This is a genomic window from Enterococcus sp. AZ140 (assembly GCF_051714405.1).
Classification (GTDB): Bacteria; Bacillota; Bacilli; order Lactobacillales; family Enterococcaceae; genus Enterococcus_B; species Enterococcus_B pernyi.
Genome location: NZ_JBIORU010000001.1, coordinates 1,895,173 through 1,913,215 on the forward strand (window position 1 = coordinate 1,895,173; position 18,043 = coordinate 1,913,215).

General features: G+C 36.6%; 20 protein-coding genes and 1 tRNA gene. 11 read left to right on the forward strand and 10 right to left on the reverse strand.

The window, feature by feature from the left end; translation table 11 throughout:
- Positions 1–106 precede the first annotated feature (106 nt).
- Positions 107–670 (forward strand): hypothetical protein, encoded by a 564-nt coding sequence (locus IGJ39_RS08695; protein ID WP_195476317.1) that lies wholly within the window; start codon positions 107–109, stop codon positions 668–670.
- An 816-nt stretch (positions 671–1,486) separates the two neighbouring features.
- On the opposite strand, the gene IGJ39_RS08700 is transcribed toward IGJ39_RS08695, so the two are convergent.
- A tRNA-Ser gene (locus tag IGJ39_RS08700) sits at positions 1,487–1,574 on the reverse strand.
- A gap of 330 nt (positions 1,575–1,904) precedes the next feature.
- Positions 1,905–2,471, reverse strand: a complete 567-nt coding sequence (locus IGJ39_RS08705; RefSeq protein ID WP_023519894.1) for a TetR/AcrR family transcriptional regulator — start codon at positions 2,469–2,471, stop codon at positions 1,905–1,907.
- A 253-nt stretch (positions 2,472–2,724) separates the two neighbouring features.
- Between IGJ39_RS08705 and IGJ39_RS08710 the strand changes: the two genes are divergently transcribed.
- The 4 genes from IGJ39_RS08710 to IGJ39_RS08725 all read left to right on the forward strand — a co-directional run bounded on the left by IGJ39_RS08710 (position 2,725) and on the right by IGJ39_RS08725 (position 7,047).
- Positions 2,725–4,059 carry a DUF1576 domain-containing protein gene (locus IGJ39_RS08710; RefSeq protein ID WP_108145755.1) on the forward strand — a complete coding sequence of 445 codons (1,335 nt, stop codon included), beginning with the start codon at positions 2,725–2,727 and terminating at the stop codon, positions 4,057–4,059.
- Entirely contained in the window at positions 4,028–4,363 is a 336-nt protein-coding gene (locus IGJ39_RS08715) for a hypothetical protein (RefSeq protein ID WP_023519896.1), read from the forward strand. Before IGJ39_RS08710 ends, IGJ39_RS08715 begins: the two co-directional genes overlap by 32 nt.
- Before the next feature lie 186 nt (positions 4,364–4,549).
- Positions 4,550–5,146: a TVP38/TMEM64 family protein gene (locus IGJ39_RS08720; RefSeq protein ID WP_010735121.1), complete on the forward strand. Its 597-nt coding sequence runs from the start codon at positions 4,550–4,552 to the stop codon at positions 5,144–5,146.
- Between the two features lie 101 nt (positions 5,147–5,247).
- Positions 5,248–7,047 (forward strand): glycerophosphoryl diester phosphodiesterase membrane domain-containing protein, encoded by a 1,800-nt coding sequence (locus IGJ39_RS08725; protein ID WP_195339565.1) that lies wholly within the window; start codon positions 5,248–5,250, stop codon positions 7,045–7,047.
- Between the two features lie 58 nt (positions 7,048–7,105).
- Here the strand turns inward: IGJ39_RS08725 and IGJ39_RS08730 are convergent, their stop codons facing one another.
- A complete protein-coding gene (locus IGJ39_RS08730) occupies positions 7,106–7,300 on the reverse strand; it encodes a hypothetical protein (RefSeq protein ID WP_019724616.1) in 195 nt (64 codons plus the stop codon).
- Positions 7,301–7,645: 345 nt separating this feature from the next.
- On the opposite strand from IGJ39_RS08730, the gene IGJ39_RS08735 reads away from it, so the two are divergent.
- Positions 7,646–7,795, forward strand: a complete 150-nt coding sequence (locus IGJ39_RS08735; RefSeq protein WP_010735118.1) for a hypothetical protein — start codon at positions 7,646–7,648, stop codon at positions 7,793–7,795.
- A 142-nt stretch (positions 7,796–7,937) separates the two neighbouring features.
- Here the strand turns inward: IGJ39_RS08735 and IGJ39_RS08740 are convergent, their stop codons facing one another.
- Positions 7,938–8,327 carry a phage holin family protein gene (locus tag IGJ39_RS08740; protein WP_019722946.1) on the reverse strand — a complete coding sequence of 130 codons (390 nt, stop codon included), beginning with the start codon at positions 8,325–8,327 and terminating at the stop codon, positions 7,938–7,940.
- A 316-nt stretch (positions 8,328–8,643) separates the two neighbouring features.
- Between IGJ39_RS08740 and IGJ39_RS08745 the strand changes: the two genes are divergently transcribed.
- The 3 genes from IGJ39_RS08745 to IGJ39_RS08755 all read left to right on the forward strand — a co-directional run bounded on the left by IGJ39_RS08745 (position 8,644) and on the right by IGJ39_RS08755 (position 10,544).
- The gene (locus IGJ39_RS08745) at positions 8,644–9,006 is read left to right on the forward strand and encodes a helix-turn-helix domain-containing protein (RefSeq protein WP_010735116.1); all 363 of its coding nucleotides are present in this window, start codon (positions 8,644–8,646) and stop codon (positions 9,004–9,006) included.
- A 6-nt stretch (positions 9,007–9,012) separates the two neighbouring features.
- Positions 9,013–9,441 carry an ImmA/IrrE family metallo-endopeptidase gene (locus IGJ39_RS08750; RefSeq protein WP_019722947.1) on the forward strand — a complete coding sequence of 143 codons (429 nt, stop codon included), beginning with the start codon at positions 9,013–9,015 and terminating at the stop codon, positions 9,439–9,441.
- A gap of 179 nt (positions 9,442–9,620) precedes the next feature.
- Positions 9,621–10,544, forward strand: a complete 924-nt coding sequence (locus IGJ39_RS08755) for an Ltp family lipoprotein (RefSeq protein WP_019722948.1) — start codon at positions 9,621–9,623, stop codon at positions 10,542–10,544.
- Between the two features lie 243 nt (positions 10,545–10,787).
- Here IGJ39_RS08755 and IGJ39_RS08760 read toward each other — a convergent pair whose 3' ends face one another.
- Together IGJ39_RS08760 and IGJ39_RS08765 are read right to left on the reverse strand one after the other, a co-directional pair.
- Entirely contained in the window at positions 10,788–10,952 is a 165-nt protein-coding gene (locus IGJ39_RS08760) for a hypothetical protein (protein WP_157999840.1), read from the reverse strand.
- 177 nt (positions 10,953–11,129) lie between these two features.
- A complete protein-coding gene (locus IGJ39_RS08765; RefSeq protein WP_019722950.1) occupies positions 11,130–11,327 on the reverse strand; it encodes a cold-shock protein in 198 nt (65 codons plus the stop codon).
- Between the two features lie 314 nt (positions 11,328–11,641).
- On the opposite strand from IGJ39_RS08765, the gene IGJ39_RS08770 reads away from it, so the two are divergent.
- The gene (locus IGJ39_RS08770) at positions 11,642–12,136 is read left to right on the forward strand and encodes a hypothetical protein (RefSeq protein ID WP_019722951.1); all 495 of its coding nucleotides are present in this window, start codon (positions 11,642–11,644) and stop codon (positions 12,134–12,136) included.
- A 344-nt stretch (positions 12,137–12,480) separates the two neighbouring features.
- On the opposite strand, the gene IGJ39_RS08775 is transcribed toward IGJ39_RS08770, so the two are convergent.
- Positions 12,481–13,827, reverse strand: coding sequence for a glucose-6-phosphate isomerase (locus tag IGJ39_RS08775; RefSeq protein WP_019722952.1), 1,347 nt, complete (start codon positions 13,825–13,827; stop codon positions 12,481–12,483).
- 111 nt (positions 13,828–13,938) lie between these two features.
- Positions 13,939–15,288: an NADP-specific glutamate dehydrogenase gene (gene gdhA / locus IGJ39_RS08780; RefSeq protein WP_019722953.1), complete on the reverse strand. Its 1,350-nt coding sequence runs from the start codon at positions 15,286–15,288 to the stop codon at positions 13,939–13,941.
- Between the two features lie 112 nt (positions 15,289–15,400).
- Between gdhA and IGJ39_RS08785 the strand changes: the two genes are divergently transcribed.
- Entirely contained in the window at positions 15,401–16,660 is a 1,260-nt protein-coding gene (locus IGJ39_RS08785; RefSeq protein WP_010735106.1) for an NAD(P)/FAD-dependent oxidoreductase, read from the forward strand.
- Between the two features lie 109 nt (positions 16,661–16,769).
- On the opposite strand, the gene ybaK is transcribed toward IGJ39_RS08785, so the two are convergent.
- Positions 16,770–17,255 carry a Cys-tRNA(Pro) deacylase gene (gene ybaK / locus IGJ39_RS08790; protein WP_010735105.1) on the reverse strand — a complete coding sequence of 162 codons (486 nt, stop codon included), beginning with the start codon at positions 17,253–17,255 and terminating at the stop codon, positions 16,770–16,772.
- A 20-nt stretch (positions 17,256–17,275) separates the two neighbouring features.
- Positions 17,276–18,031 (reverse strand): type I 3-dehydroquinate dehydratase, encoded by a 756-nt coding sequence (gene aroD / locus IGJ39_RS08795; RefSeq protein ID WP_019722954.1) that lies wholly within the window; start codon positions 18,029–18,031, stop codon positions 17,276–17,278.
- Between the last annotated feature and the right edge of the window lie 12 nt (positions 18,032–18,043).

An 18,043-nucleotide genomic window follows, 5' to 3' on the forward strand; every position in this document is an offset into this window, starting at 1 on the left:
AATATACAATAACTGTAACCTGCTATCAAATCACTTGACGAAAAAACGAATTTCGGAGATGCTCAATTTAAGAACATATTTTATTTTAAAGTTAGGAAGGATCAACATGAAAATCGGAAAAGTACTATTGGGGATATTGTTAGGGGTAACAACTATTATTGGGGCATTTATGTTAGGAATCATGCTATTTCCTTTATTTGCCCCAGAAATCCAAAATACGGCAGTTCAAGAAGCCACGAATACTTCACAGACAAAAAGTACCGAACGTTCATTAACTACAACAGAAACAACAAGCGAAAAGAATCGACCATTTGCAAACCAAACACTTACAGAACAAAAGCAAACAGAAGATCCAGTTTTGGAAAAAGCAATGAATACACCTGCTACACCATTGAGTGCATTTAGCTCAGATCCTTATGATTGGGATTTAAATCAAGCGAATATCACGAACGGTACCGCTCAGTCTATCGGCTGGATTCAAGCAGAAGACGCAACTGGAAGAATAGAGGTAGAATATCACTGCTTCGCTTGCGACAAGAATTGGAGCGGCAGAAATTACGCCTATGAATGGAATGGGCAAACGACGACGACTAAAATAACTCCTTTCACGATCGTCGGAACACCTTGCGAACATCAAAAATCCCTAAAAAATCATGGCTATATTAGCTGATTTCAGATAAATAGAAAATATATTTAAAGAGAACAGATTACTTGAATACAAGAAAACAAGCGCAGAAACCAAAAAAGACTACACCGTTGTTTGGATTTCTGCGCTTATCTTCTTCTAAATAAAAATTATTTATTCCTCAAGCTAGGAAGCTAATTGATTTTTTTATTGCGAGCAACAAAAAGCAATAACTTGAGATTCAACGACAAAAAAATCAAGATTAGCAATCGCTACTTTAATAATAAATTTTTTTCCATCCTTTTTATTGCAAGATTTTTTTTAAACAACCTCTTCCATCATAGCGAAAAAATAATCCTCATGATCACTCAACCTTCCCGTATAATTTATACTATCAACGAACAAGACGTTGAAATAAATCAGGATGGTAGATATAGATGGCAATTTATTATTTTAACAAAAAAACAGATGATCGAGGAAATCACGAAGTCCACGTGATCTCATGTACGCATTGTCCAGAGGATGCACTTTTTATTGGCGTATTTTCTACATGTGAAGAAGCCCTACATAAAGCAAGCACAACCCACACATCCAAAAGTTTCGATGGATGTCGCTACTGTTGCAAAGACTGCCATAACGGTTGACTTTCAAGGGATAGCTAGGCTGTCCCTTGTTGTTTCTTTCTTTTTATAGAGAACTTTCTTTATACATAAAATAGACTGTGTTTGTAAATTTACAAATCACATGAGATGAGTATGTAAAATGATAAAAGGAGTACCAAAAGGGGAGTCAAAAAATATTCTAGGGTAAAAATTCAACAAAAAAGACACGATCTAAATCGTGTCTAACCGTTGGTATAAAAGGAAGGTACAGGATTTGAACCTGCGCGCCGGTGTTAGCCGGTTCGCCGGATTTCGAGTCCGGTGCATTACCACTCTGCCAACCTTCCATGCCTACTATTTTTAATCTTTTTTCTACAAATGTCAAGAGGTATTATGCACTCCAGTTCATCTTATTTGTTTTGTAAACTGGTCATTTAAATACCATAACTGTTATGTTTAAATTTGAAAACACTTTTCAAATTACAGGATTGGAATAAAATAGCTTACGGGACATTCGTCTTCTCGCACCACCAAAAAACGAAGAAACGGCGTTAACAGTAGAAGTAACCTCTTCGAAAAATAAGGCGCCATCCACAAAAATTTGAAGAACATTTTTCGTGGATGGCGTCTTATTTCTAGAGGCTAAACACTTCTGTCTCGACCTCATGCTGTTGTAATTAACGTATTTTTTCTGGGTTTTCAATTGCAAGTACAGAATCGACCGTCGTTTTGATGATCGAAATGATTTGCTCTTCTGTCGGATGCATAATACTAGAAGACATCAATGAAGCAATACCAGTGATGGTTACCCAAGTACCAGTATGAAGCGCATCAATATACTCTTCCGATAAATCTTTATAGCGGGCGTCCTCTTTTAATAACTTGCGGAAATAATTATAAGAAAAATCATGCATCTTTTGACCATTTCCATGCTCATCGATATATAAAGCCATATAAAGGCTATGGTTTTTCTTAGCGAAATAAATATAATTCAATCCTAAATCGATGATTTTATCTCCTGTACGCTCTACAGGAAACACTTCTTCTTCTAACTGTTGGAAGATGACATCTAATAGCGTATTTTTTAAATCTTCCATATTTTTGAACTCTAAATAAATCGGTTGGGTAGATATCCCCATCTTCTTCGCGATATTTCGTGCAGTGAAACCTTTAAATCCTTCTTTAGCAACAACTTCATATGCAGCTTTCAGAATTTGATCCTTCGTATAGACTTTTCTTCTCATAATAAACTCCCCCACTTCATGCTACAGTCTCTGTTCTTTTATTTTAACCGATATTGATCAATTTTTGCAAATAATATACCTAAATTGTTATATTTTAAAGCATATATGTGTTTTTTATTGATTTTCTCAATTTTCTAAATATTTTTTTGCGTAATTTGTTTCCCCTTACAATTTTTGATTTTGTGTTGAATTTAAGTTGACCTAAAGTTTTCTTTCAAGTTATAGTTAAATAAAAAGGAAAAGAAGGTGTGTAATGAAGAATAAAAGTGACGTTATTTATATTCATCCTAAAAAAAGAATCATTTCTCAAAGGAAAAACTATTTTTACCTTATTTTTACAGGCGTGTTTTTTTTGATTATTGGATTGCTTAGCGATTCTTTATCAAATAACCTCGTGGGATTAATGGTCATCATGACCTCCCCCAGTAATCTTTTGACCGACTATATTGCTTTAGGTGGATTTGGAAGCGCATTTATGAATGTAGGCTTACTTACACTCTCTTCTGTGTTACTCGCCTATCGCCATAAAGTCATGTTGAATGGTGCAATGTTTGCTTCCATATTGACTGTCGCAGGTTTTTCATTCTTTGGGAAAAATCTATACAATTCCATCTCCATTATCCTCGGTGTTTATTTATATGCCTATTTTATGCACAAACCGTTTTCTCAATATGTAATGATTGGCTTATTTGGTAGTGCACTCTCCCCTGTTGTCAGCTATATTACATTCGGGATGGGTTTACCAATCCTTCAAGGTGCTTTCCTAGGTAATTTAGCCGGTTTGATCGTTGGCTTTTTATTGCCGATCCTAGCTGTTCAGACTCTGACCTTTCATCGTGGTTTTACACTTTATAATATTGGTTTTACTTCAGGGTTGATTGCTATGTTGGTGACAGGTATCCTTCGGCAATTTAGTTATTCGATCGAAGTGCATTCGATTCTTTCGACTGATTACCACCATGAATTGACTTGGATCATTTTTTTATTCTTTTTATCAACCGCTGTTTGTGGCTTCTTCTTTAATGCCTTCAAATTGAAAGGATTACGTGAAATCTTTGAGTCTTCTGGAAAACTTACAACAGATTTCATCGGCACATCAGGTATCGGCGCCACCTTGATCAATATGGGCTTGGTTGGCTTGTTATTGATGTCTTACGTCCTGCTGATCGGTGGTGTGCTAAATGGACCTGTGGTGGGAGGAATCATCTCAGTGGCTGGTTTCAGCTCATTTGGAAGTCATGTTAAAAATTGTTTTCCGATTTTGATTGGTATCTACATTGCCTCAATATTAGGGACGATGCATGATATGACCGAAACAACCATGCTCGTAGCTGCGATTTTCGGTACAGGGCTTGCCCCGATCAGTGGATTTTATGGCGGCGTTTATGGAGTGATTGCAGGCTTTTTACATATTACTCTTGTCCATAATCTCAGCACATTACACGGAGGATTGAATCTATATAATAGTGGGTTTTCAACGGGATTTATTGCTGGTATACTAGTGCCTATCCTAGAAAATTTTACGTTTACCGGGAAGGGAAAGAACGCACATGGAAATGGAAAAAGAACTATCAAAGAGGATCATTGATGAATTTCTCACGTATTTTTACGAACACGAGATCAATGAGATTCGTATTGGCTTAGAATATACAGATGAAGGACTGTATATCGAATTTCAAGGAACAACGAAAAATCCGCCAAAAGATTTGAATACATTGGCCTCACTGTTGAATACACCTAGAGATCCTAGTATGGAGATCTATTACCACGAGTTGCTAGGCACCCCTTCTCATGGCCAAGAATCCTATCGATTACTTGGGAATCTGATCGATGATGTGGAAATCATGTATGATTCGCCAATTTTAAACATCAAGATTTTTCGTCGGATCTAACATTTCATAGATCATAAAATTAAGTAAATAAGACTCTAGATGGATGTTTTATTTTGTTTCATCCTCTATACTTGGTTTGAACTTACAAAATTGTTTGTTGTTTCTCACTTGAAATAGTGGCGCGCAGTTGCGCTTTTCAGGTAAAATACAATTATCAGATGAAAACCTCGAAGGAGTTGACTAGGGATGAACGTTGCAGTATCACGTAAATTAATGAATATTATATCGATCATCGGTATTGGTTTTTCAATTGCACTCACGATTTATTTTATTAATCTAGGCGTCTTTAAAGATTTGAACGCATTAAGAGGTCTTGTAGGTGATTCAATTATTTTAGGACCGATAATCTTTATCTTGATCCAAATACTGCAAGTCGTTATACCGATCATTCCTGGAGGGATCAGCACCGCAGCAGGTGTCCTGATTTTTGGTCCTTACGCTGGCTTTATCTATAATTATGTTGGTATTTGTATCGGTTCGATCATTATTTTCCTATTAGGTAGAAAATATGGAAAACCATTTATCCTGTCGATGATTAGTGATAAAACATACGACAAATATATTGGTTGGTTAGAAAACCAAAGTCGCTTTGAAAAGCTTTTCGCGCTAGCAATCTTCTTACCAGTAGCACCAGACGATGCCTTGTGTTTAATGGCTGGTTTGACAAATATCTCAGTCAAAAAATACACATTGATTATTTTGATTGCTAAACCCTTATCGATCTTTTTGTACAGCATGGCATTGATTTATGGTGGTAACTTCCTGACTGGCTTGTTAGGATGATTTCTTAATAGATACACTGTGAGTACTGCAATGAAAGATTCCTGCAGTACTCCTTTTTTATGTTTTTTGCGCTATAATGTTAGGAGTAGGTGATAATAATGATCGTTTATTTAAAACGAAGTTTAGGAAATGCTTGGGACTTCCTGAAAGGAACACAAGCTTATTTTCGTGATGTAGTTCTGATGCATGGGTTTATTTTATTTATTTGTTTGCCTTTGCTTGGTAGTATGACACGCTTGATTTTACAACGTGGGTCGATCGATTATCTTTCAACGGATAATATCCCCACACTGATTTCGCAACATCCAGGAGTTTTCTTCTCCTTGATCGCTGTCTTATTGTTGATTTTGCTCTTAGTCTATTTTGAGTTTACTTTTTTGCTAATGAGTGTTTATTTCATCAAAAAACAAGAACCAATTTCATTAAAGCAATTATTGCAGTTGACCATCCGACAAATAAAAAAAGTTCGTCCGATGATTTTTTTATTTTTCTTAGCTTACTTTTTTTTGATTTTACCAATCAGCGGATTAAGTTTTAATTCGGACTTACTTTCTAAAATAAAAATTCCTGCATTTATTATGGATTTTATTTTCACTAACCGCTGGATCATCGTAAGTTCTTTTCTACTTGTCTATGTCTTTCTCGGTTATATCGGGATTCGTTTAATCTTTGCATTACCTGAAATGATTTTAAGAGATCGCCCTTTTCGTGAAGCGATCCGTGAGAGTTGGCGTTTGACCAAAGCACGTTTTTTTGCGATTTCAGGTCAATTTTTAGTGATCAGTGGTACGATTTTATTGATTTCAACAATCAGTTACTTGGCGATCTTGTCCGGTCAGATCTTTGTTGAGGAATATTTCTCCGATTACTCATTGATTAGTGCTGTTTTTGCCATGACACTCTTACAAGGCGTTCTTTTGTTCAATATTGTGATGTCTACCGTCGGAATTTTTTACGTCATTGTAGACTTTATGGATGATGAAGGTTTCTTACCAGATATACCCAGCTGGTTCTCTTCACAAGAAGTGCCCAAAAAACACACAGCTTTAAAAAATACTGCGTTTACTTTATTTGCTGTTTTCTTCGGTGTTGGTGTTTGTATTTACAATATGAATTACCTGACATCTGCTTCTGAAACAAAACCTCTAACGATTTCCCATCGTGGCGTTAGCTTAGGAAACAGCGCACAAAATACGATTGCTGCACTAGAAAAGACGAGCAAAGATTACCATCCAGATTATGTAGAAATGGACATCCAAGAAACCAAAGATGGTCAATTCGTGGTCATGCATGATTTCAATTTAAGAAATTTGACTGGAGTCAATAAAGCACCGCAAGACCTAACTCTAGCAGAACTGAAAAAATTGACTGTGACTGAAAATGGTGCCAAAGAGCCATTGGTTTCATTCGATACGTATTTAAACCGAGCAAATGAACTGAACCAAAAATTATTGATCGAAATCAAAACGACTCGAAAAGACTCAGATGATTTAGTTAAAAATTTTGTTAAAAAATACGAAGAAACTATTTTAACACATGGACATATTTTACAAAGTTTGACTTATCAAACAGTGTCAGATTTAAAAGCGGAAAACCCTAATTTTTACGTTGGCTACATTTTGCCTTTTAATCTAGTTGGTCCTCCAGTAACACCTGCCGATTTCTTGACCATGGAGTACAGTACGATCAATCGTAATTTCATTGATTCTGCCCATCAGGATGGCAAAAAAGTCTATGTATGGACACCCAATGAGTCAGACGATATGAGCCGGATGATGTTTTATGGTGTAGATGGTATCATCACAGATGATATGCAAGCGTTGAATGATACGATCAAAGATTCTGAAGGAGAAATTACTTACTCTGACAAGTTATTAAACTTTGTTCTTGGTGTTGGTTAATATAAAAACGTGTTGCTCACTATCCCACCGGATAAGTAAGCAACACGTTTTTTTTAGTTTATCTTTGCTTTGATTCCTTAATAGCTCGAACGACTGCTAAAACAGCAGGGATAGCAGATATAACTGCTAGAAAAATGCTTAGTTTACCAGAATTTTTTCTTTTTTGCATAGCGATTCGCCCCCTTTCTTTTATTATAATGAAGTTTGCGAAATATCTCAAAGCAAGTGTTTGCTCACCGCTTCCAATTTTCACTATTTTGATTCCTTCGTTACTATTATTTCAGTCATCCCAACCAAAAATATGACAATTTTGTTTGAACTTTATCCCCCACTGTTCGTGAGTCCAAGCTAAAAAAGAGCTACACTAGGGTCAAAGAGGTGAATAATGATGGTCTATATTCAAACTGGTATATTTATCTTATTAATGATTGGATTATTGATGGGAATCTCAGAGAATTAATTTCAAGTAAACTAGCAACAGCTATCTTATAGCACATTGATTGCCCAAATTTTAGAATGGTGCTAAACTTAAGGTGTATTCGGAAGTTTTATGAAAAATTTCATGAATACACAAATACCAATGAAAGGAGAAATATCTATGACATTCACAAAAACAAGCATCAGCTATCGTGTAGCATTTGATAGTTCAACGAATCGCTTCATGGCAATCGATGCAATGAACGAACAACACATCGCTTATGGGATCACCATTGAGCAAGCAGTAAAAGCGCTACACGAATCTAACTAAGGAGTGTTCCCTTTTCATGTCAGCTGATAATTCTATAAAGAATTAAAAGACGTTTTTGGCTAAACGAGCCATAGAAACGTCTTTTTTGTTTACTCCAAATAAGAAGAATATCCTAGCAGCACTTTTAAGAAAATCCTATCGATCATTTTTTGTACTTCCCCTGCTCCTCTGAGAAATCACGCCATTTTTTCAAACGTACTTTAACAAAATCAGGTACAGGTATTCCTAGTTTCCTTAGATTTTCAATAACGGACAAGCCATAGATCGCACAATACGAAAAAACCAAAGCAATACCAATTGCTTCAAAACCTGTAATTTTGAGATAGGGATAAGCAATCAAAACAATAAGTAAAATCAACAAATATTTGATTACATCTTTTACCACAGAACGTTTGAATCGTTTCTTTTTTCCTGTTTTCAGACAGATACCACTAATAAAATCAAGACATAGAATCAATACAAAAATCTGAATGTACACATTACTTACAAGATTTCTAAACTCATTCAATACCACAGCATTCTCTACAATCATTTTGCTCACCCTCCACTTTCTGGAATACCTAACCTTTGTTTGATCTTACCTATTCCGACAGACTACTTCAATTTGATTACAATTCAATGTTCATCATCTTTGACACAAAATAACTTTTAAGCTATTATAAAGTCAATAGAAATCATAAGAATACGCTTTATCTTAAGCATGCTTTATCGAAAGAACTTTTAAGTAACTGTATTCTTAACTTTTCGAACAATTGAATCAGTGTATAAGCAAACTATAATAGCTTAAAAGCTAATTGTCAACCATAATGACTTTTATGCTATTTGAATATCAAGAAAGGTGGTTCCTTATGACACTAGTTGCGCGAATCAAACAATTAGCAGAAGAAAAAAAAGTAACCTTTGCTGAAGTCGAACGTGCCGTAGGAATCTCTAATGGCCAGATCCGAAGATGGGATCGTGTTTCACCCAAGTCGGAAAATTTAAAAAAAGTAGCGGATTATTTTGGGGTAACAACTGATTTCTTATTGGGCAGCAACCAAGCGCCAAAATGGGCAAATAAAGATGATTTATTTGAGTTAGACAAAATGCTCAATTCAAATGTCAATATGGCGTATGGTGGAGAAACATTGACAGAACAAGAAAAGCAACGTGTGAAAGATGTATTGACGGGGCTTTTCTGGGAATTTCGAAAACGTGGCAAAGAGAAGTGAGCATATATGGAGATGGATATTATCAAACTAGTAAGCGAACTGAAGCGTACCTATGATACCGCCAATCCTTTTGTGATTGCTGAAAAATTAGGAATAGAAATCAGATATGTTTCTTTTCTCGATAATCCAAAAGGACAGTTTCAAGAACTATTAGGCTCCCCTATTATTTTATTGAACAACTCACTGAAAGAATCAGAAGAACGTTTTTATATTTGTGCCCATGAACTCGGACACGCTTTGTTCCATCGAGAAATATCTAGCTACTATGTATCCTCTAGAAATTCAAGAAGCAAATCTGAAAGCGAAGCCAACTGCTTTGCTTCGAACTTGATCGTTTCCTTGTACAAAGAAGATACGGAAACCTACCCAAGAGAAGTGGAAGAGCTGACAAGACTTTATGGCCTTCCAGAGAGTTGTTATCGGTTTTTGATTTAATGAGTGTACTATTTTATGTTTATTTAGGACTTAGTGGGGTAAGTCCTCGATAATATAGATTTGGCGACTACTACTACCTGCCGTTAAATGGGAGTAAGAAACAAGGAAGGAGTAATGGAAAAAGTTAAATTGGGTATATAAAATATGATGAGTATTCATCAAGGAAAAGGGAGTTAAATATGAGTACTTTATTTACTTTAACATTTTTATTAGGTTGTGTAGGTATTTGGTATTTTATCAAAAAGGTTCCAAATAAAAAAAATCGAAATATTTCGATTGCTACGGTTATAATTTCTATATTATTAATTAGTGTATTTACCCCCGCAAGTTCAGAGAATAGTAAACAAGACACTAAAGCGGAAACAAAACAGACATCCACTATTGAAACAAAAAATGATTCAACTATCACTTCAGAAACCACTAGTACCACAACTCAAAGTTCTGCTCCAAAGATAAATCTTTTATTGGAAATACCATCTGAAATCGAGTGTGATTCATCGAATAAGGCTACAATTTCAGGGAAAACTAACCCTGGCGCTAGAGTGAGTGTTGGACTAGGTATTGTCGGAGATGCTACTGAAGCAGATAGTGACGGTAACTTTAGTCTTGTTTATGAAATGACAGAAGACGAGAACAAGGAATTAACTATTTATACTAGTATAGATAAAGATTCTAAAAGTTCTAAGATCACTATCAAGCCAAATGCGCAAGTTCTAGCAGCAAAAGCAGAACAAAAGGCTGCAGCCGAAGCGGCAAAAAAACAAGAAGAAGAACGTAAACAACTTGAAGCAAGTTTGCCTACTGAATATAAGTCTGCTTTAACGAAAGCACAATCTTACTCAGAAATAATGAATATGTCTAAATTAGCTATCTATGAACAACTTACTTCTGAATATGGAGAAAAATTTGCTCCAGAAGCAGCTCAATATGCTGTAGATAATTTGCAAACTGATTACAATGCAAATGCGCTAGCAAAAGCTAAATCTTATCAAGAACAAATGGCTATGTCTCCTGAAGCAATTCGTGATCAACTTATTTCTGAGTATGGCGAACAATTTACACCAGAAGAAGCTGAATATGCGATACAACATTTAAACGAATAATAATATTTAAATAAAGATTGTAGGTGTTTGTTGGTCTTACTAACTATCTACAGTCTTTTTTTATATTTCAACATCTAAAGTATCTTACTTAGCACCTGCACCAACTGCCCAAACTAATCATTACCCTTAGTTACTCCCAATATCCCGATTTCTCATATAGCTCTTCATGTTGTATTTTTTATATAAAATTCACTAAACCTATTTCCCATAATAGATATTCACCTATTTAAACTAACTTCTGGCTCATATGCTTTCCTCGTTATGTTGATGTGACAAAATGGTTGTAATATCAAAGGTATATCCATTTGTGTCGATAATATCTTCTTCTATAAGAGTCCAAAATCCCACACCTTTGTCTCTTTCTTTTGCGCTAATCACTGATTCCCAATCTACAAATTCTTTCTTCATTTTTCCACTGTATAGTTTGCTGTTTTCCAATCAAAGTGACTATTATAGTTAGCCCCTTTTAGCCAGATGGACTATCTATTTGCCAAGATCAAGTAGTCCATATAGTTTTCCTCTTATGATTTTTTTAATAACAAAAAAACCATCTCACAAAGAGATGGTTCAAAGTCGTCTATTGAATTATTTATTGATATTTACTGCTTGTGGTCCACGTTGACCATCTTCAATATCAAATGTAACTGCTTGACCTTCATCTAAAGTCTTAAAGCCTTCACCTTGGATAGCTGAAAAATGTGCAAATACATCTTGTCCATCTTCACCAGTGATAAATCCAAAACCTTTGTCTGAGTTAAACCATTTTACTGTACCGTTATTCATATATATTTCCTCCTATTACGTATATCATACGTGTTTTGTTGCAATTAATATTACTTAGTAAAAGGAGTTTTTATAGTGTGAATATATCGCTCAGATTACGTTTCAAATTAGATTACTTATATAATATAGCATGTATCAGCTAAGAACACAAATAATAACTCTCGCAAAACATCATTAGAGTTTATGATACCTATCTCTAGTCAAAACAAGTTTAATGGAAGTTATTATTATCACGCTAATTTGGATGTCTTATCTTTTTACAATATATATACGAAGTGTACGATAAATAAATAATATATATGGGAGAAATTATAATGAAAAAAATTGTTTTTATTGGTATGGTAACTAGTCTTCTTTTACTCGCTGCTTGTGAGACAACTACCTCAAAAAATACAGAGTCAGATAACCAATCTATAAGTTCAACGAGTAATATCAAACTAAATTCAATAAATAAAAAGAGTTCGTCTCAAGAAAATTCATCAATATTTCAACCTTCACAAATTCAAGAAGCTATAAATTCTACTCAATCATCTGAGGTAACAACGGAATCAGCGGCTGCTTCTTCGCCCCTTGTAGGTAATGCAATAACCTCTCAGGAACGAGCAATGCAAGTACTTATCAGTGATTCTCCTGAATTACAAAATGAGGATATCGTGGTTACTTTCTATAAAATGATTGAATCAGACTATCTATTTCATGCACAAAGTAAATCAATTCTTGAACAAGGAGGATCAGGATCGGTAGGTTTTTATCGAGTTTCTAAGGAAGGAACGATCACAATAACTGATGCATACGGAAACGCAGTTTAATTATTTAACCAAAAATTTAGTAGGCTTTATTTGTCAATAAAGCTTGATCAACCTATCCTACCTCCATAAATATATTTCTCACTCCATTTATACTCAGTTACAAAGAAGTATCTCCCCCCAGATATATGCTCACCTCTCTCTCCTTGTCAAAGAACGTGCTATAAGTAAATCAGATGATTTTTTAAACAATCCAGATAAGAAAGAAACTGGTCAACTGGTCCAATTTACATCAAAAAAAGACAGCCAATAATCGGCTGTCTTTTCTGCATGTAGTACCACTAAAATAAAATGGTATCTACATGTTTAGTCGTTTGCATTACTAAGAATCTTCTCTAGCCCCTATCTTACAGGCGTTCGTTCAATTCTTTCGCAAGGTCTTCAAACCCTGGTTTGCCTAGTAAAGCAAACATGTTTTTCTTGTAAGCTTCTACTCCTGGTTGGTCGAATGGGTTAATACCATTCAAGTAACCTGAGATGCCGACAGCAATTTCGAAGAAGTACATTGTGTAACCTAATGTGTAAGCATCCATTGTAGGGATTTTAACTAATAGGTTTGGTACATCGCCGTCTGTATGAGCTAATAATGTACCTTCAAAAGCTTTTGTATTTACAAAGTCGATTTCTTTTCCTTGTAAATAACCAAGTCCGTCCAAGTCTTCTGCTTGTTCTGGAATTGTAATCGATTTACGTGGTTTTTCAACTTTTACGATTGTTTCGAAGATATTGCGACGTCCTTCTTGGATGTATTGTCCAAGTGAGTGCAAGTCTGTTGAGAAGTTTGCACTTGAAGGGTAGATTCCTTTTTGGTCTTTACCTTCTGATTCGCCGAATAATTGTTTCCACCACTCAGAGAAGTATTGCATTCCTGGTTCGTAGTTGATCAACAATTCAGTAACTTTGCCTTTACGGTAAAGAATATTACGCATTGCTGCATATTGGTAAGCTTCGTTTTCTTCAAGTTTGTCGCTTGAATAAGCTTTGCTTGCATCGGCAGCACCTTGCATCAAGGCATCGATATCTGCTCCGCTTGCGGCGATTGGTAATAAACCAACTGCTGTCAATACAGAGAAACGTCCACCGACATCATCAGGAATCACAAATGTTTCCCATCCTTCTGCGTCTGCTTCTACTTTAACAGCCCCTTTTGCTTTGTCTGTTGTAGCGTAGATGCGTTTGTTTGCTTCTTCTTGACCATATTTTTTAACAAGTAATTCTTTGAATACACGGAATGCAATGGCTGGCTCAGTCGTTGTTCCTGATTTTGAAATGACATTTACTGAGAAGTCACGGTCGCCGATCACTTCGATCAAGTCAGCAAGATAAGTTGAGCTGATTGAGTTTCCAGCGAAGAAAATTTGTGGTGTTTGGCGTTTGTCGCTTCCCAACAAGTTGTAGAAGGTATGTTGTAAGAAATCGATTGCTGCACGAGCACCTAAATAAGAACCACCGATACCGATGACCACAAGGACTTCAGAATCAGATTGGATTTTCTTAGCAGCAGCTTTGATACGAGCAAATTCTTCTTTGTCGTAGTTCGTAGGTAGGTCGATCCATCCTCGGAAATCGCTACCTGCGCCAGTTCCTTCTCGTAATAATTTGTCTGCAGCAGTAACTTGACTCTGCATATAGCCTAACTCATGTTCATTGACAAATGGTGCAACTTTTGAATAGTCAAAATGAATGTGTGCCATTTTTGTTCCTCCTTAAAAGTTTCAATCTACAGATATACTTTACGTTTTTTTTTATTATTTTTCAAGCAAATATGCGAGAAGCTTCTAATATTTGCAAGAAACTTCCATTTTTTAGACTAAACCTTGCATAGCCATTACTTTTGCGACTTTTTCAAAACCTGCCACATTGGCACCAAGCAAAAGATTTTTTTCGTTGCCAAATTCTTTGGCAGTTTGACGACATGTTTGATAGATCGTTGCCATGATCTCATCAAGTTGCGCATCAACTTGGCTGCTTTCCCACACCAATCGTTGTGAATTTTGGCTCATTTCTAGCGCAGATACAGCTACACCACCAGCATTGGCAGCTTTTCCTGGACAATACCAGATATCTGCTTTTTCATAGACTGAAACAGCATCTAATGTGGATGGCATGTTCGCACCTTCTGCGACGATCTTCACGCCATTTTCTACAAGGATCTCTGCCAATTGTCCGTCGATTTCATTTTGCGTTGCACAAGGTAAAGCAATATCAGCCGCTTGTTTCAAAGTCCAAACCGATTCATTTGCGTGGTATTCAGCCGATGAGCGTTCTTTGGCGTATTCTGTTAAACGGGCTCTTTTGACTTCTTTCAATTCTTTTAATAGATCAAGATCGATACCTTCTGGGTCATAGATATAGCCACCTGAATCAGAACAAGTAACCACTTTTCCACCTAGTTCATGAACTTTTTCGATTGCATAGATTGCCACATTCCCACTGCCTGAAACCATCACTGTTTTGTCAGCAAATGAATCTTGTTCTTCGCTCAATAGGTGTTTCACATAATAAACTAAGCCATAACCTGTTGCTTCTGTTCGGATCTTACTTCCCCAGAAATCTAAAGGTTTCCCTGTCAAAACGCCTGAATCATATTGTTTCAATCGTTTATAGGCACCATACATATAGCCGATTTCACGAGCACCTACACCGATATCGCCTGCCGGTACATCAATTGAAGGTCCGATATGTTTTGCCAGTTCCAACATGAAACTTTGACAAAAGCGCATGATTTCATTATCCGATTTTCCTTTTGGATCAAAATCACTTCCGCCTTTACCGCCACCGATTGGTAGGCCTGTCAGGCTGTTCTTGAAAATTTGTTCAAATGCTAAGAATTTTAAAATACTCAAATTGACACTTGGATGAAAACGTAAGCCACCTTTATATGGTCCGATGGCTGAATTGTATTGGATTCGGTACCCACGATTCACTTGCCAGTTTCCTTGATCATCTTGCCAAGGAACACGGAATTGGATCACTCGTTCTGGTTCTACTAAAATCCCTAGAATATTTTTTTCAATGTATTCTGGATTTTTTTCTAAAAATTGGATGACCGTAGGCATAAATTCATCGACCGCTTGCAGAAACTCGATTTGGCCGTCATCTTTTTGGTGAAGTTTTTCTTGTATCGCTTGTACGTATTCTTTTGCATTTGACATAGGTTCACGCTCCTTTATTCATCTGACTTTATTTTAGCTTATTTCAATCATAGGTCAAAACATTTTCTGCGAATCGTCTTCAAATATGCTACACTCTCTGTGAGGTGAGAAAATGGAAAAAACTTATGACGTAATTGTTGTTGGCGCAGGAACAAGTGGCATGATGGCTGCAATCAGTGCGGCCGAGTACGGTGCCAGTGTCTTGTTGATCGAAAAAAATAAAAAAGCAGGTAAAAAATTATTGATGACTGGTGGCGGTCGATGTAATGTCACAAATAATCGCCCTGTTGATGATTTGATTGCGCATATCCCAGGAAATGGTAAATTTTTATATAGTACGTTTTCTCAATACAACAATTTTGACATCATGGAATTCTTTGAAACACAAGGGGTTCACTTAAAAGAAGAAGATCACGGACGGATGTTTCCAGTGACAAATAAATCAAAAACGATCATTGAAGCGTTGGTTCATCGTCTGAATGAATTGAACGTCACGATGTTTTTTGGTGAACGTGTAGAAAAATTGATCCATAAGGACAACCAAATCTATGGTGTGCGTACTGAATTTGATGAATTTAAAGCAAAATGCGTCATTTTGACGACTGGTGGACGCACCTATCCTTCTACTGGTGCAACGGGTGATGGGTATAAATTGGTCAAAAAAGTAGGCCACACGATCACACCACTTTATGCAACAGAGTCTCCTTTGATTTCTGAGGAGTCATTTATTGCGGATAAAGTGTTGCAAGGTCTTTCTTTACAAGATATCACGTTACGTGTCTTGAACCAAAAAGGAAAAGTGATCACGGAACACACGATGGATCTTTTATTTACCCATTTTGGGATCTCTGGACCAGCAGCTTTAAGGTGTTCCAGCTTCATCAACAATGAGCTACAAAAAACGCAGGCACCTGTAACTGTTTCTTTAGATTGCTTCCCGACGAAATCAGTCGAAGAACTGATACAGGAGTTAGTGGAACTAAGTAAGGAATCGAAAAAGAATTTGATCAATGCGTGGCGTGGTTTTCTACCTGAACGTCTACTCCAATTTTATCTTGAACGGCTAGAAATGACCGAACTAACTGGTAGCCAAACAACCGAAAAACAAATCCAAGAATTTGCTGAATTATGTAAAAACTTTGAGCTATTGATCCATAAGACATTTCCCATCGAGAAATCTTTTGTTACTGGTGGTGGCGTTTCATTAAAAGAAGTCAATCCAAAAACCATGGAAAGCAAAGTATTGAACGGACTGTTTTTTGGCGGTGAATTACTTGATGTAAATGGGTATACAGGTGGCTTTAATATCACGGCAGCTTTTGCTACGGGACGTGTTTCAGGAATGCACGCAGCCATGCAAAGTCAATGGTAAGAGACAAAAAAGCAAAACATTGCTTGAATGAAACATCCATGAAAGGCAACGCGTGTCGTTCGCCTTTCATGGATGTTTCAGCATTTGTTTTGCTTTTTGTTTGTGGTTTTTAAATTTTGATATCGACAAATGTTGCATTGGTCAACTCAGCGATTGCTTCTGGAGCAAGTTCCATTTGCAGTCCGCGCTTTCCAGCAGAAATAATGATCTGGTCATATTCTTTTGCCTGTTCTTCAATAAATGTTGGGAATAATTTTTTCATACCAATTGGTGAACAGCCACCTCGAATATATCCGGTCGTTTTTTCCAAGTCCTTGAGATGGAGCATTTCTACTTTTTTATTGCCGGAGACTTTTGCTAGTTTTTTTAAATCAAGTTCAGTGCTTCCAGGAATAACGGCAACGATCGGGCCTGTGTTATTCCCCACTGCTACTAATGTTTTAAAAATTCGTGATTCACTTCCTGGCAACTGAGCAGCAACGGATGAGGCACTGATATGTGCTTCATCCCAAGCATATTCATGTTCTGTATAAGCAATCTTTTTTTGTTCTACCATACGTATAGCATTCGTTTTTACTGGTTTCTTCTTTGCCAAAATCTTCACCTTCGTCTAGCTTAATTTTCATTGAGTAAACTAATGATTTGTTTTAATTCTTTAACTGGTAATTGGCCAGGTGCAGAAGCTCGTGTTGCATCTAACGCACCGAAAGTGATGGCTGAACCTGTCACGTTGCCTGCAAGTCGTGAGACCATGCCGAGTTCACCCATTGACATGGTGACTAGAGGCATCGAAACAAACGCATGTGCACGACGAGTCAATTCCATCATCCGTAAAACATCTCGTTCATTGTTTGGCATCACCGCAATTTTGCCGATACTTGCACCAAAATGTTCCATCATATTCAATCGATACAGCAAGACCGGATCTGCTGGTGTTTCTTTGAAATCGTGACTACTGATGACCAGTGGGATCTGGCGGCGATGGATATCATGGAGTAAATCCTTTTCCATACTTTCGATTTTGAACAACTCAACGTCTAGCATGTCAACTAATTCGGTGTCGATCAAAAATTTATATAGATCGTGATAGTCCTTGATCGAAATATCTTGCATGCCACCTTCTTCTAAAGTTCGAAAGGTCAAAAGCAAAGGAAGTCCTTCGAGCATTTCATAGATCAGTACCAAGGTTTCCTTTAATTGTTCTTTATTGAAGACATCATGGTAACAATCGAGACGCCATTCAGCTAAATCAGCACCGGCCTCCCTCGCTAGGATCGCTTCTCTCAGAAGTTCCTCGCGAGTTGTACCAGTCAAGGGCGCACAGACTTTTGGACGTCCAGTACCAAATCTTACTCCTTTTACTTGAAACATTTACTTCACGCC